Genomic DNA, 15,313 nt, shown 5'->3' with positions numbered 1-15,313 from the left:
ATGTTGGTCAATAACTTAACGTTAATTAAAGTGTCATCACTATAAATTTAACTCTTGCTTTATCAAATACCGTTGTTTGTTTTTTTGAGTCCTTAGTATGATTTCACCTAAGAAGCCAGCTACAAAAAATTGAGTACCAATAATCATAGTTACAAGTGAAATGTAGAATTGTGGGCGTTGGGTGATCAAACGTCCTGATGGGTTTAAGAAAAGCTTATCTACGCCAAGGTAAATGGCGAAGGCAAAGCCTATAGTAAACATTATAACACCTAAGGCTCCAAACAAGTGCATTGGTCTTCTGCCAAAACGGGAAATGAACCATATCGTGATCAAATCTAAAAAACCATGAACAAATCGATTCATGCCAAATTTGGTTTCGCCGTATTTTCTAGCTTGATGTTTCACTATTTTCTCGCCAATTTTTGTAAAGCCAGCATTTTTAGCAAGTACAGGTATGTAACGATGCATTTCACCATAAACATCAATATGTTTAACAACATCAATATGATAAGCCTTCAATCCGCAGTTAAAATCATTAAGCTTTACACCTGACGTTTTGCGTGCAGCCCAGTTGAATAATTTTGAAGGTAAATTTTTTGTAAGTATGGAATCGTATCGTTTTTTCTTCCATCCAGAAACGAGGTCATATTCTTTAGAAATGATCATGTTATAAAGCTCTGGAATTTCTTCTGGATTGTCTTGCAAATCTGCATCCATGGTAATAACTACATCGCCTTTAGCTTTTTTAAAACCGGCATGTAGTGCTTGAGACTTACCAAAATTCTTTAAGAATCGTATGCCTTTAACACGTTCATTACCTTGAGATAGTTTCAGAATAGTTTGCCAAGATTCATCAGTGCTACCATCATCAATAAAAATGACTTCATAAGAAAAACGATTGGATTCCATGACTTTTGAAATCCAATCGTGTAATTCTGTTAATGATTCTTGCTCGTTAAGTAGTGGTATGACTACTGATATATTCATGTATTGTGTTTCAATATTTAATGTTCAAAAATACTGAAATTATTTAAGCTAAACTTGGGTCATCTTTTTTCATAATAGCTCCAGTAATTAGCGAGATGATTAAACCAAAGAATAATGAAAAGATAAGTGTCATGGTAGCCATGAAAAACGACGATGTGAATATATTCATCATTTTTTCACCTGTAGCAAGTTGTTCTTCGGTCATATTCGGATTTTGAGAGGTCATATCTGAGTAAGCTTGCTCTCTAATAGCTTCAATAAATTCAGGCTGTATATATGAATAATGTATGTAGGTATACACAGCACCAATAAGACCTCCAATAACTGCTATTGCTAACCCAACTTTAATCGCCTCTTTTATTGAAAGGTAATTTGTGTTTTGTTGTTTGTATGTTTTTATACCATAGTAATAAATAATGATGGTTAGGATAATACTAATAACACTTACTACCCAGTTTCGTTCTAATCCAGCTACATATTGTATAATTAATCCAGCAGCTGTTAAAACGCCAAGGTAAGCACCGTAATTATAGGCTATAGGCTTGATTTTTGGTTTTTCGTTTTCCATAATTTAGTTGATTTCTTGTTATACAAGAGGTTAGTGTCTCAATGACAGAAATTGTTACAAATTGATTTTAGTAATAAAAAATAAAATAATTTATTGGTAATTTACAAAAAATACTTAAATTTGCACCTCGAAAAATGTAAAGCGACTAAATCGAATAACGAGATGAAAAAAGGAATACATCCAGAAAATTATAGACTTGTAGCATTTAAAGATATGTCTAATGACGACGTGTTTTTAACAAAGTCAACTGCAGAGACAAATGAAACTATTGAGGTTGATGGTGTTGAATATCCAGTAGTTAAATTAGAAATTTCAAGAACATCTCATCCATACTATACTGGTAAATCTAAATTAGTAGATACTGCTGGTCGTATTGATAAGTTCAAGAACAAATACGCTAAGTTTAAAAAATAAGCTCAGCCATACATCATACTTAAGCCTTCAAGATTTTCTTGAGGGCTTTTTTGTTATCTACAATTGCATTACATTTGGAATAATTAATTTTGAAGTTATTTTCAAAAAGTATTTTTGATTTTTACTTCTTTTGTCTACACTAGTTATGAATTATATTCTATTTGATGGCCCTTCACGAAATAATTTGTTACCATTTACATTCACACGACCTGTAGCAGATATCAGAGTTGGTATTCTAACTATTAGAGAAAAATGGGAATCTCATTTAGGTTTTACAACAACTACATTAACTGAAGACTATCTTTCTGAAAAATATCCAATGGTAGAGATGGATGTTAATGTGATGATCAATGCATCATACTTGCCTAATAAAGAATTAGTTGCTATGATTAAAAACCTTGGAGAAAATCAAGCCATTTTTAAAGAGGAGGATGTCATTGCTTTTTTTTCAAAGGAATCTCAGGAAGAAGTAGACTTTAGTACATATGAGGCTATTGAATACCATGAGGTAATTCTAAAAATAGAACATGCGTGGGATATTTTTTCAAAAAATGGAGACGCTATTAAAGATGATTATGAATTGCTTACTCAACATCGTAAGTCGCAACCAATACCAGCATCAAATAACTGTTTAAACTCACAGAATATATTTATTGAAGAAGGTGCTAAACTTGAATTTGCAACATTAAATGCAAGTACAGGCCCAATATATATAGGTAAAGGAGCTGAAGTTATGGAAGGTAGTATTATAAGAGGTCCTTTTGCACTTTGTGATCATGCTACTGTAAAATTAGGAGCAAAAATATATGGACCAACAACTATTGGGCCTCATAGTAAAGTAGGAGGTGAGGTAAATAACGCTGTACTTTTCGGATATTCAAATAAAGGCCATGATGGTTTTTTAGGGAATTCTGTTTTAGGAGAATGGTGTAACCTTGGCGCTGATACAAATAACTCTAATTTAAAGAACAATTATGCTGAAGTACGATTGTGGAATTATAATACGCAGGGCTTTGCTAAAACTGGATTACAGTTCTGTGGTTTAATGATGGGTGATCATAGTAAATGTGGTATAAACACAATGTTTAATACAGGTACTGTAGTTGGTGTTAGTGCAAATATTTTTGGAAGTGGGTTTCCTAGAAATTTTGTGCCAAGCTTTTCTTGGGGAGGACATTCAGGATTTACAACTTACTTGACTAAAAAGGCGTTTGAAGTGGCAACAGTGGTTATGAAACGAAGAGCAGTTGAACTTACAGATGTTGATAAGGCAATTCTAGAACATGTTTTTGAAGTTACTAAGCAATGGCGCAAGAAAGATGAATAGATAATTACTGTTTTTTTATTTTTTTAACACGCTTTAGAACTAATAAATTTATTGGGTTAATACCAAGTCCGAAAACTTCTTTTCTAGTGAATCTTACCACTTCATCATAAAACAATGGTACTACTGGTGTTTTAGCCATGATCAGACTATCCATTTTTGTGTATAATAATTCGCGCTGTTTCGAATCAGTGATAGAAAACGCTTCTTTATACCAAGTATCAAATTGAGCGTCTTTAAAATGTGTATAATTCGGACCGTTAGGCGCAAAATTTTCACTAGAATAAAGTGACAAATAGTTTTCAGCATCAGGATAATCAGCGACCCAACTTGCTCTAAACAAATCTAGCTTGCCGTTTGCTTTTGCATCTTTTAGAGTGGCAGCTGGAATGACATCAACATTAACAGTGATGTCAATCTTTTGAAGCTCACGTTGTATGTATTCGCAGAAACTCAAATAATTACTAGTAGTAGTAATAGTAATTTCTGGCTTAGATATTCCTGTTTCAGCTTTAAATAGCTCTATCAATTCTTGTGCTCTTTCGGGTTGGTATGTGTAACCAATACTATTATCATGACCAGGAAGCCCTTTTGGTATAAAACCACCATGAGCAGGAATGCCAATACCATTTCGTAAATAGGTCATCATTTTTTGCTTATCAAACCCAGAATTAATAGCTTGTCGCAATAATTGAGATTGTATTTCTGGAATATCTGATTCCATAAAGAACGCAAGATATTCAGTATTAAGGTACGGTCCGCGAATCATATTCACGCTAGATGTATAAGATGCTCTTAGACTACCACTTGCAGTTAAAACTTCATCTTTATAAGATGCGTCTAAACCAGAAACAAAGTCTATATTGCCTTGTGCAAACTGTAAAAATTCGCTCTGCTTATCTGGTAAGAATGTAATAGCAACTGCTTCTAAATAAGGCAAAGGTCTTCCATCTGTATCTTTTTCAAAATACATAGTGTTTTTCCTGAAAACCAGCTTCAAGTTTTCTTCCCAGCGCTTAAATTTGAAAGGGCCAGTTCCAATAGGATGCGAACGAAAATCATTAGTGTAATGTTCAACAATTTCTTTTGGTACCACAGAACAGTACTTCATTGTAAGTAAGCCTAGAAACGCTGGAAAAGGTTGTTTGAGTTGTATTTGAAATAAGGTGTCGTTTATAGACTTGAAAGTGTCTACTTTACTTAGCGTCCAACTACCTGGCGAGGCTAGTTTTTTATCTAATAAGCGATTGAAACTATATTCAAAGTCGCTAGCTTTTACAGTTCGGGTTGAATCACTACCAAACAATCTATGTTTATGGAATTTGACATCATTTCTTAATGTAAATGAATAGGTTAGTGCATCGTCAGAAATATTCCACTGTTTGGCAATACATGGTTGTACATTAAGATTTTCATCCATTTGCACAAGACCATTGAACAGCTGATTAACAGCCCAAATGTCTGCATTGTCTTTAGCAAATGCTGGATCTAAAGAACCAATATTTTTATGTTCATTATATCGAAAAACCAAATGTTCTTTTATAGTGTCGGCATTGTTACTACATGATAGGAGTATAGAAAGTGTTAAAACACTAGAAATTAGATGAAAAAATGAATAATTATAGGATGTGCGTTTTAGCATTTTGCTCATTAGTTGTAAATTTGCCCACTATTTATAGAAAACGAGTAAATATAAATAGATTTCTGTGCTAATGGAAATACTAATCCAGATATGAATAAAAAAGTCGCATTTTACACATTAGGTTGTAAGCTGAATTTTTCAGAGACTTCTACTATAGCTAGAAGCTTTACTGATGAAGGTTTTGATCGTGTAGATTTCAAGCAAAAAGCAGATATCTATGTTATTAACACCTGCTCAGTTACTGAAAATGCAGATAAACGATTTAAATCTATTGTAAAGCAAGCACAAAAGGTCAATCCCGAAGCTTTTATTACGGCTGTAGGATGCTATGCACAATTAAAACCGCAGAAATTAGCAGATGTTGAAGGTGTTGATTTAGTGTTAGGCGCTACCGAGAAATTTAACATTACAAGCTACCTCAATGATTTGACTAAGAATGATATGGGAGAAGTGCATAGCTGTGAGATTAAAGATGCAGATTTCTATGTTGGTAGCTATTCTTTTGGCGATCGTACTCGCGCCTTTTTAAAAGTACAAGATGGTTGTGATTATAAATGTACCTATTGCACGATTCCATTAGCAAGAGGTATTTCAAGAAGTGATACTCTAGAAAACGTTTTGCAAAATGCAAAAGAGATTTCTGCAAAAAATATTAAAGAAATTGTATTGACTGGAGTTAATATAGGTGACTACGGAAAGGGCGAGTTTGGTAATAAAAAACACGAGCACACCTTTTATGAATTAGTAGAAGCCTTAGATAAAGTAGAAGGCATTAAGCGTTTACGTATTTCATCAATTGAACCTAACCTACTTAAAAATGAAACGATAGAATTTGTAGCAAAAAGTAATTCATTTGTTCCTCATTTTCATATTCCTTTACAGAGCGGAAGTAATACAATCTTAAAGCTGATGCGTCGTCGTTACATGAAAGAACTCTATATAGATCGAGTTTCAAAAATAAGGGCGGTTATGCCTCATGCATGTATTGGTGTAGACGTAATTGTAGGTTTTCCTGGAGAGACTGATGAATTGTTTTTGCAGACTTACAATTTTTTAAATTCATTAGACATTTCATACCTACATGTGTTCACATACTCTGAAAGAGACAATACAGTTGCAGCTTCTCTAGAAGGAGTAGTTCCAAAAAAAGTTCGTGCTAAACGCAGTAAAATGTTACGAGGTTTATCTGTAAAAAAACGTAGAGCATTTTATGAAAGCCAATTAGGAACTAATAGAACTGTTTTATTTGAGGGAGAAAATAAAGAAGGTTATATTCATGGTTTTACGGAGAATTACATAAAAGTAAAAGCACCTTGGAATCCAGAGTTAATTAATACGCTTCATGAAGTAGAATTGACTAAGATTGATGAAGACGGATTAGTGAGATTTGAGTTTGTTAAGGAAAAAGTTTTATAATTCATTTGTGTAGTATATTTCTTATATATTCAATAACCCAACAGATAATAATGCAATGTGTAATGTTGGCGCAACAAGACAATAAAAAGAAGACTATTCAAAAAAAAACCGAAGTATTTACTTCGGTTTTTTTATGTGTCTATATGAACTGATTATATTCTAATTCCTACAGGTAACATCTTTTTATATTTTCTATGTCGTCTTATAAATTTTGCAATTTCTGGACTCGTTGGCACAACACTAATATTTCGTTCAGCTATGTTCTCAAACACAAGAGTTAAAAACTCTTCTTCAAAGTCTTCAGATTTGATAGTATCTGGAATAATTAGCTTGGTCAAGAAAATTTTCCTGTCTTGAAGTGCATATTCAATTTTGGCAAGTTCGTCGTCAACCTTAAGTTCAAATTGACGTAAAAAGTCATTGTCAGTCAGTTCTGCTGCATCAATCATAGTAATTTGTATTTAATTCAATGGTTGGTAGGGTAGAAACTATAGATTTATATAGTTTTGCATTACAAATTTACAAAAAATATCATAAAAATTAAAAATAACTGATTTTTAAATAGTTATGAGCCAAAATATGATACATGTATATCTCATGCCTGGAATGGCAGCTAACCCAACAATCTTTGAGCATATTCAATTGCCTAAAGCGCAATTCGAAATACATTGGCTCGAGTGGATGATTCCTAATAAAAAAGAATCATTAGCCTCTTATGCTAAACGAATGATTGCTAATATTAAGCACGAAAATGTAGTGTTATTAGGAGTGTCTTTTGGTGGTATTCTTGTTCAAGAAATGAGTAAGCATATGCATCTGAGAAAGTTATTTGTTGTTTCAAGTGTAAAATCAAAACACGAGTTACCTAAGCGTATGCGTATTATGAAGTTTACAAAAGCTTATAAATTATTACCTACTCAGCTTGTTGGTAGTATTGATTTTTTAGCAAAATATGCTTTTGGAGAGACTGTTACAAAACGTGTTGAACTTTATAAAAAGTATTTATCAGTTAGTGATAAACGCTATTTAGATTGGGCAATTGAGAACGTGATTGAATGGGATCAAGAACAACCAAATCCTAAAGCAGTTTACATTCATGGTGATAAAGATGCTATATTTCCGCATTCATGTCAAGGAGATTGTATCGTTGTTAAAGGTGGAACACATATTATGGTTATAAATAAATATAAGTGGTTTAACGAAAATTTACCAAAACTAATACTAGATGAATCTTGAAAGCCACTATTTAATTTTATACATTTATAAAAAAGAAAAAATGAAGACAATTAAAAATATACTAGCAGCAATTGGTCTAATATCAATATCAGGATTATTCATCTTCGCAGTTCAAAAAGGACCTTCAGATCAAAATATTGAAAATGAACCTAAGCTTGTTAATGATTATAATGTGTATGCATTATCTGTTCCAAAAGCGTTAGATTTTGCCGGTGAACCAGTGCCTCTTGAAAATCCAGATATCTTAGAGCGAATGGATAGAGAGCTATTAGTAAACACGTATTGGCAATCAAATGGGTTGCTAATGTTTAAACGAGCAGAAAAATACTTCCCTATCATAGAGCCAATACTCAAAAAAAATAACGTTCCAGATGATTTTAAATATTTGGCTGTAATTGAAAGTGGTCTTACAAATGCAGTATCTCCTGCAGGAGCAAGAGGTGTATGGCAAATAATGAAGACAACTGGAAGGGAAAACGGATTAGAAATAAATAGTAATGTAGATGAACGCTATCATCTTGAAATGGCAACAGAAGTAGCATGTAAATATTTATTAAAAGCTAAGCAAAAGTTAGGCTCATGGACTTTAGCGGCAGCAGCATATAATGCAGGTAATGCAGGTGTTTCAAGACGTTTAGAAGAACAAGGTGTTAGTGATTATTACGATTTGTTACTAGGAGAGGAAACGGGTAGATATTTGTTTAGAATTATAGCGCTGAAAGAGATATTAAATCATCCAAAGCAGTATGGATTCAATTTTAAAAAAGAAGATCTATATAAAACGGTCCCTACTTACAAAGTAGAAGTAGATACCATTGTAACCGATTTTTCTCAATTTGCAAAGAGATTTGGGATCAACTATAAGATTTTAAAATTGCATAACCCTTGGTTACGAGAAGGGAAACTCAATAATTCTTCTAATAAAAAGTATTATATAGAAATACCTAAGGAAGGATACTATTCAGTTAAACCTTAATGATTGAATTTTTAAAAGAGCATGCTTGGTCGATTATAATTATAATCAACTATATCTTGGCTGTTTCAGCCATAATTACTGTATTGCTTAAAAATATAGACCCAACAAAAACAGTTTCCTATATTATAATTCTTGCGCTATTTCCTTTCTTTGGATTGATCATATACTACCTGTTTGGTCAACAATATAGAAAAACTAAAATTTTTAATAGAAAGCATATTATTAATTCAAATATCATTCAGTCGGCTGGGAAGAGCATCAAAATGGAAGGTAGAGACCTGAGGGTTATTAATGAAAAATTAGATGATAAGATAAAACTTGTTAAGTTACTAAAGGCTAGTGAACGTTCTCCATTGACCATTCGCAATGAAGTTGATATTCTAATCAATGGTGAAGTTAAGTTCGATCGATTGTTAGAAGATTTGCAAAACGCCAAACAGCATATTCATCTCGAATATTATATTTTAAAAGATGATGGTATCGGGACAGAATTGCTAGATATACTTTGCGCCAAAGCAAAGGCTGGAGTTGAAGTCAAAATAAGTTATGATGATGTTGGTAGTGATCTGTCTTCGGTAATGAAGCATCAATTAGATGAAAGTGGTGTATTACACTTTCCATTTATGCCAGTAATTTTTTCAAGTTTTACTGGTAAATCAAACTATCGTAATCATAGGAAAATAGTTGTCATTGATGGTAAAATAGGATATATTGGAGGTATTAATATATCAGATAACTACATTAATTCTAAAACGACTAAACCCTATTGGAGAGATACGCATTTACGTATTTATGGTGAAGCAGTAAAAGTACTTCAATTTCACTTTTTGACCACTTGGGATTTTGTCACTAAAGATGAAATAAAAATCAAAGAAAGTTATTTCCCAAAGATTCAATGTGAAAAAGATGTCGCACTACAAATAGCAGCAAGTGGGCCAGATACCGATTGGGCTAATATTATGGAAGCAATTTTAACAGCTATTAATAATGCCGAAAACTACATCTATATTACAACGCCTTATTTTATACCTAATGCGCAAATTATTACAGCCTTGCAAATTGCATCTAAAATTGGAGTCGATGTTCGATTATTAATCCCAAAAGACTCAGATAGTTGGGTTGCTGAAAACGCAACAAACTCATTCATTGAGTCTCTATTAGAAGCAGAGGTTAAAGTATACCGATATCACAAAGGATTCATCCACGCTAAAACGATGGTAGTTGATAATGAATTTTGTACTGTTGGTACTTGTAATTTTGATAATCGAAGTTTTAATATCAATTTCGAAATTAATGCTTTGATCTACGATTCAGAAAAAAGTGAAGCCTTAAAAGCACAATTCATTCAGGATATAGAGAGTTCTGAAATTATTGATATCGAACGCTGGAAAAACAGACCGAAGATTAAAAAGCTTAAAGAATCATTTAGTAGGCTTTGGGCTCCTATGCTTTAAAATGAAGTTATATCGTTCTAACGACGTCTCATGTTTCTGTTCCCGTAATGCTGATTTGGTATAGAAGCTTTTTTCATTTGTTGCTTCATCATTTTTATTTGATCAGCCAACATATCCCTTTTATCTAGCTTCTTAGCCTCATTCAATAATTTTTGAGCTTCTTGAGGCCTTCTTTTACTAAAAGCAATTCCAGCTAAATTCAGTTTTGCCATGGCCAGATCATGATCCATTGATAAACCAAGATTCAAAGCTTTCTTAAAATATTTTTCAGCTTCATTCATATTAGTCTGTGCAACCATAATACCATGTAAATAATTGTAATACCCTTCTTGTTTTTTTACCAAGGCACTAGATGGGTTTTTTATTTTACTGAGCCATTTCTTAGCGCCTTCAAAATCTTGTTTTCTTAATTTTAAAAAAGCAAGTAGGATAAATTCGTTCTTAAAGTATAGAAATACAAAAATGAGCGAAAGTAATATATACATAATACCATTTCCAATGTAACCTTCAGTGAATTGATAGATGGCAAAGGCAAAAATTAAAAATGCTATGACTAACTTTATATTTTTATTGAACATTCTTCAAGATTAAAATTTAGCCAACAAAGTTAAGAAAAACTATTGTAAATATTTTTTATTTTACGCTTGTCAAAGTAAAAACTCTTTGTATATTTGCACGCAGTTTTGAGAACAATCCAAAGCAATAAAAAAGATATAAGTTTTTTAAAAATATAAGACAATGCCAAAAAGAACGTTTCAACCGTCAAAAAGAAAAAGAAGGAATAAACACGGTTTTAGAGAAAGAATGGCTTCTGTAAACGGAAGAAAAGTTTTAGCACGTAGAAGAGCTAAGGGAAGAAAGAAATTGTCTGTATCATCTGAAACTAGACATAAGAAATAATGATTAACAATTGTTAATATTTTAAAGGTGTTACTTAGGTGTAACACCTTTTTTTGTACCTATTTGTTACCTATTTTTACAACCATAAAAAAATAAAACATGCCAAAAAACGAAAAATTAAAGTCTATTCTCATTATCGGTTCAGGTCCTATTATTATTGGGCAAGCCTGTGAATTTGATTACTCTGGATCTCAAGCTTTACGTTCTCTTCACGAAGATGGAATTGAAACGATTCTAATTAATTCGAATCCAGCAACGATAATGACAGATCCATCTATGGCTGATCACGTTTATCTTTTGCCATTAACTACAAAATCGATAATTAAGATATTAAAAGAACACCCTCAAATAGATGCAGTTTTACCAACAATGGGAGGTCAAACCGCTTTAAATCTATGTATTGAAGCCGATGAAAAAGGAATCTGGGAAGATTTTGATGTAGAAATTATTGGTGTTAATATAGATGCGATTAATATCACAGAAGATAGAGAACAGTTTAGAGATCTAATGACAAAAATTGGTGTTGGCATGGCACCTCAAGAAACTGCTACGTCATTTTTAAGAGGTAAGGAAATTGCTCAAGAATTTGGTTTTCCTTTATGTATTAGAGCCTCTTTTACTTTAGGAGGAGCTGGAGCTGCTATCGTTTATAATGAAGAGGAATTTGATGAATCTTTAACTAGAGGGTTAGAAATATCGCCTATTCATGAGGTCATGATTGATAAAGCTCTACTAGGTTGGAAAGAATATGAGTTGGAATTACTTCGAGACAAAAACGACAATGTTGTCATTATTTGTACCATAGAAAATATGGATCCTATGGGAATTCATACTGGAGATTCAATTACAGTGGCACCAGCAATGACACTTTCTGACAAGACCTTTCAGAAAATGCGTGATATGGCCATTCATATGATGCGCAGCATAGGTGATTTTGCTGGAGGTTGTAATGTGCAATTTGCAGTTAGCCCTGATGAAAAAGAAGACATTATAGCGATTGAAATTAACCCTCGTGTTTCTCGTTCTTCTGCATTAGCTAGTAAAGCAACGGGTTATCCTATTGCCAAGATTGCGGCAAAACTAGCTTTAGGATACACATTAGATGAATTGAGTAATCAAATAACAAAATCTACTTCAGCCCTATTTGAGCCTACCATTGATTATGTTATTGTAAAAATTCCGAGATGGAATTTCGATAAATTTGAAGGGTCTGATAGAACACTTGGTTTACAAATGAAAGCTGTAGGAGAGGTTATGGCTATTGGACGCTCGTTTCAAGAAGCACTACACAAAGCAACACAATCTCTTGAAATTAAGCGTAATGGATTAGGAGCAGATGGTAAAGGATATAAAGACTATCAGCAAGTTATAGATAAGCTTACCTATGCAAGTTGGGATCGTGTATTTGCTATATATGATGCTATACAAATGGGTATTCCTCTGAGTAGAATTCATGAAATCACAAAAATTGATATGTGGTTTCTAAAACAGTACGAAGAATTGTATGAATTAGAAAAAGAGATTTCTAATTTCACAATTGATACTATCGAACGTGATTTACTTTTAGAAGCCAAACAAAAAGGGTATGGTGATCGCCAGATAGCACATATGCTAAAGTGCTTGGAAAGTCAAGTATATAATAAGCGTGATGAATTTAATATTAATCGCGTATATAAATTGGTAGATACTTGTGCCGCAGAATTTAAAGCGCAAACACCATACTATTATTCCACATTTGAAAATGAAGTGCAAACCAAAGATGGTGATGTCTTTTCGGCAAATGAAAGTCAAGTGTCAGATAAGAAGAAAATCATCGTTTTAGGCTCTGGTCCTAACCGAATTGGTCAAGGAATTGAGTTTGATTACTGCTGTGTTCATGGCGTATTGGCAAGTGCTGAATGTGGCTATGAAACTATTATGATCAATTGCAACCCAGAGACCGTTTCTACCGATTTTGATATTGCAGACAAGCTCTATTTTGAACCTGTATTTTGGGAACACATCTATGATATTATACGTCACGAGCAACCTGAAGGTGTAATTGTACAATTAGGTGGCCAAACAGCATTGAAGTTAGCTGAGAAGTTAGACCGTTACGGAATTAAAATTATTGGAACAACTTACCAATCTCTTGACCTAGCTGAAGATAGAGGAAGTTTTTCTACCTTATTAAAAGAAAACAACATTCCTTACCCAGAATTTGATACAGCATCAACTGCTGATGAAGCTTTAGCTGTAGCTGATAAGCTTGATTTTCCAATTTTGGTAAGACCATCTTATGTGCTTGGAGGGCAAGGCATGAAGATCGTTATCAATAAAAAGGAATTGGAAGAACATGTGGTAGACCTTCTGCGTAAGATTCCTAATAATAAATTATTGTTAGACCACTATTTAGACGGTGCCATTGAGGCAGAAGCTGATGCAATTTGTGATGGTGAGAATGTATATATTATTGGTATCATGGAGCATATCGAGCCTTGTGGAATTCATTCAGGGGACAGTAATGCAACATTGCCACCTTTTAACTTAGGTGAATTTGTGATGCAACAAATTAAAGATCACACTAAAAAGATTGCTTTAGCACTTAATACTGTTGGACTTATAAATATTCAATTTGCCATCAAAGATGATAAGGTTTATATCATTGAAGCTAATCCAAGAGCATCACGAACAGTGCCTTTTATCGCAAAAGCTTATGGCGAACCATATGTGAATTATGCTACAAAAGTGATGCTTGGCGAGAAGAAAGTAACAGATTTTGATTTCAAACCACATTTAGAAGGTTATGCCATCAAACAGCCTGTATTCTCATTTAATAAATTCCCTAATGTGAACAAAAAACTAGGCCCAGAGATGAAGAGTACAGGTGAGAGTATTTTGTTTATTGATAGTCTGAAAGACGATGAATTCTATAATTTATATTCTAGACGCAAGATGTATTTGAGCAAATAATGGTTTTATTCGATGAAATGCAAGGCGTATTCATCATAAAATTAGTATTTTAGCTTTTTGTCACTCAAATCTATAGTATTGAATTTAAAATATTTTATTTTATTTCTGTGTACGTTATCATCCCTAATCAGCTATAGTCAAAACGATGTCTTTGATGTTGCTAGATTCGGTACTTTAGAAGAAGTTAAGATGTTAATGGCTGTTAATCCTGATACTATAAATTCGATAGACAATAATGGCTTCATGCCATTAACACTGGCATGTTATAAAGGAAATGAAGATGTTGCATTGTTTTTAGCTTCTCATGTAAAGGATATTGATGGAAATAGTAAATATGGAACGCCTTTAATGGCTGCTGTTTATAAAAAAAGACCAAAAGTGGTTGAGCATTTATTAAAATTAAGAGCCAATCCTAATGTCGCTGATGTAAATGGAACAACACCATTACATTATGCCATTATTTTAAGGAATGAGCCCATAATTAAATTACTAATTAAAGCTGAAGCTGATGTTGATTTTAAAGATAATAGAGGAAACACAGCAAAAGATTATGCGGCAATGACAAAAAACGAATCTATAATTGAACTTGTGAATAAAAAATAATGTTATGAAAAAAATTACTTTGGCTATAATAGCTTTACTTTTTTTTAACCTTACCTACAGTCAGACTTATACCACAGGTATGATAAATTTATCTAATACCTCAGGTTTAGAGTTTTCTGTTCAAATAGATGTTAATCCTACTACCGTCACGCTAACAATGATTGGTCCAGACAATAGATGGTTAGGTCTTGGTTTTGGAGTACAAGGAATGACATCAGGAGAAGATGTTGTTATTTATGATGGAACAAATTTGACCGATAGATACTATGGGTTTGAAGGCCAAGAGCCAGGTCAAGATGCTACAGGGATAACACCAACTGAAGATTTAGAAGGAGAAAGAGATTGGACCATTGTATCTGATGTTTTAGATTCTGGCATGAGGACTATAGTAGCTACTAGAGCTACAGTAACTGGTAATAATAACGATTATGAATTTTCTGCTTCAGCGACATCAATAGAATTAGCTTGGGCTAGATCTCGTTTTGAAGGTTATAATTTGGAATGGCATGGTACAACCAATAGAGGTATTACAATGCAAGGTTTAACTTTAAGCCAAGATGATTTTCAATTAAATGATTTTAGTATTTCTCCTAATCCAGGAAAAGAATATTTCACTATCAATTTGCCTAACTCTGCTAATGAAACATCAATTGACGTTTATGATATATTAGGCAAAAAAGTTTACGCAACTAAGATAAGCTCATTAGTATCTACAGTTGATGTTTCTAAATGGAATGATGGTATTTATTTGGTTAGAGTTTCCAATGAAAATGCTACAACTTCAAAACGTTTTATAAAACAATAATTAAAAATAGAGCTCAAATTATATTAAGCTACTTTT

General features: G+C 33.0%; 15 protein-coding genes. 10 read left to right on the top strand and 5 right to left on the bottom strand.

Annotation, left to right across the window (positions count from 1 at the left end; translation table 11 throughout):
* Positions 1-39: 39 nt before the first annotated feature.
* On the bottom strand, positions 40-987 hold the full coding sequence (locus tag Q0876_RS04380) for a glycosyltransferase family 2 protein (protein WP_299224523.1): 948 nt from the start codon (positions 985-987) through the stop codon (positions 40-42).
* A gap of 43 nt (positions 988-1,030) precedes the next feature.
* Positions 1,031-1,555, bottom strand: a complete 525-nt coding sequence (locus tag Q0876_RS04375) for a DUF4199 domain-containing protein (protein WP_299224521.1) — start codon at positions 1,553-1,555, stop codon at positions 1,031-1,033.
* A gap of 162 nt (positions 1,556-1,717) precedes the next feature.
* Here Q0876_RS04375 and Q0876_RS04370 point away from each other — a divergent pair, with 162 nt between their 5' ends.
* Together Q0876_RS04370 and Q0876_RS04365 are read left to right on the top strand one after the other, a co-directional pair.
* The gene (locus tag Q0876_RS04370; RefSeq protein WP_299224519.1) at positions 1,718-1,969 is read left to right on the top strand and encodes a type B 50S ribosomal protein L31; all 252 of its coding nucleotides are present in this window, start codon (positions 1,718-1,720) and stop codon (positions 1,967-1,969) included.
* A gap of 145 nt (positions 1,970-2,114) precedes the next feature.
* Positions 2,115-3,296: a GlmU family protein gene (locus tag Q0876_RS04365; protein WP_299224517.1), complete on the top strand. Its 1,182-nt coding sequence runs from the start codon at positions 2,115-2,117 to the stop codon at positions 3,294-3,296.
* A gap of 4 nt (positions 3,297-3,300) precedes the next feature.
* Here Q0876_RS04365 and Q0876_RS04360 read toward each other — a convergent pair whose 3' ends face one another.
* Positions 3,301-4,935 carry an ABC transporter substrate-binding protein gene (locus tag Q0876_RS04360; RefSeq protein ID WP_299224516.1) on the bottom strand — a complete coding sequence of 545 codons (1,635 nt, stop codon included), beginning with the start codon at positions 4,933-4,935 and terminating at the stop codon, positions 3,301-3,303.
* A 90-nt stretch (positions 4,936-5,025) separates the two neighbouring features.
* Between Q0876_RS04360 and mtaB the strand changes: the two genes are divergently transcribed.
* Complete coding sequence (gene mtaB, locus Q0876_RS04355; RefSeq protein ID WP_299224514.1) at positions 5,026-6,351, top strand: tRNA (N(6)-L-threonylcarbamoyladenosine(37)-C(2))-methylthiotransferase MtaB; 1,326 nt, start codon at positions 5,026-5,028, stop codon at positions 6,349-6,351.
* A gap of 152 nt (positions 6,352-6,503) precedes the next feature.
* On the opposite strand, the gene Q0876_RS04350 is transcribed toward mtaB, so the two are convergent.
* Positions 6,504-6,800, bottom strand: coding sequence for an N-acetyltransferase (locus Q0876_RS04350; protein WP_299224512.1), 297 nt, complete (start codon positions 6,798-6,800; stop codon positions 6,504-6,506).
* 118 nt (positions 6,801-6,918) lie between these two features.
* On the opposite strand from Q0876_RS04350, the gene Q0876_RS04345 reads away from it, so the two are divergent.
* From Q0876_RS04345 to cls, 3 genes are read left to right on the top strand one after another with little or no spacing between them, the layout of a single operon-like run.
* Positions 6,919-7,587 carry an alpha/beta hydrolase gene (locus Q0876_RS04345; RefSeq protein ID WP_299224510.1) on the top strand — a complete coding sequence of 223 codons (669 nt, stop codon included), beginning with the start codon at positions 6,919-6,921 and terminating at the stop codon, positions 7,585-7,587.
* 40 nt (positions 7,588-7,627) lie between these two features.
* Complete coding sequence (locus tag Q0876_RS04340) at positions 7,628-8,563, top strand: lytic transglycosylase domain-containing protein (RefSeq protein WP_299224508.1); 936 nt, start codon at positions 7,628-7,630, stop codon at positions 8,561-8,563.
* Positions 8,563-10,017, top strand: a complete 1,455-nt coding sequence (cls, locus tag Q0876_RS04335; protein WP_299224506.1) for a cardiolipin synthase — start codon at positions 8,563-8,565, stop codon at positions 10,015-10,017. The genes Q0876_RS04340 and cls overlap by 1 nt, the downstream gene beginning before the upstream one ends.
* Before the next feature lie 17 nt (positions 10,018-10,034).
* Here cls and Q0876_RS04330 read toward each other — a convergent pair whose 3' ends face one another.
* Complete coding sequence (locus tag Q0876_RS04330) at positions 10,035-10,595, bottom strand: DUF2892 domain-containing protein (protein WP_299224504.1); 561 nt, start codon at positions 10,593-10,595, stop codon at positions 10,035-10,037.
* A 160-nt stretch (positions 10,596-10,755) separates the two neighbouring features.
* On the opposite strand from Q0876_RS04330, the gene rpmH reads away from it, so the two are divergent.
* The 4 genes from rpmH to Q0876_RS04310 all read left to right on the top strand — a co-directional run bounded on the left by rpmH (position 10,756) and on the right by Q0876_RS04310 (position 15,277).
* Positions 10,756-10,917 carry a 50S ribosomal protein L34 gene (gene rpmH, locus Q0876_RS04325; RefSeq protein WP_033961596.1) on the top strand — a complete coding sequence of 54 codons (162 nt, stop codon included), beginning with the start codon at positions 10,756-10,758 and terminating at the stop codon, positions 10,915-10,917.
* A 99-nt stretch (positions 10,918-11,016) separates the two neighbouring features.
* Positions 11,017-13,869 (top strand): carbamoyl-phosphate synthase large subunit, encoded by a 2,853-nt coding sequence (gene carB / locus Q0876_RS04320; RefSeq protein ID WP_299224498.1) that lies wholly within the window; start codon positions 11,017-11,019, stop codon positions 13,867-13,869.
* Positions 13,870-13,947: 78 nt separating this feature from the next.
* Positions 13,948-14,472, top strand: coding sequence for an ankyrin repeat domain-containing protein (locus Q0876_RS04315; RefSeq protein ID WP_299224496.1), 525 nt, complete (start codon positions 13,948-13,950; stop codon positions 14,470-14,472).
* Positions 14,473-14,476: 4 nt separating this feature from the next.
* Positions 14,477-15,277 (top strand): T9SS type A sorting domain-containing protein, encoded by an 801-nt coding sequence (locus Q0876_RS04310; protein WP_299224494.1) that lies wholly within the window; start codon positions 14,477-14,479, stop codon positions 15,275-15,277.
* The last annotated feature ends 36 nt before the right edge of the window (positions 15,278-15,313 follow it).

Source organism: uncultured Psychroserpens sp., assembly GCF_947503375.1.
Taxonomy (GTDB): Bacteria; Bacteroidota; Bacteroidia; order Flavobacteriales; family Flavobacteriaceae; genus Psychroserpens.
This window is presented reverse-complemented; position numbering and strand designations above follow the sequence as displayed.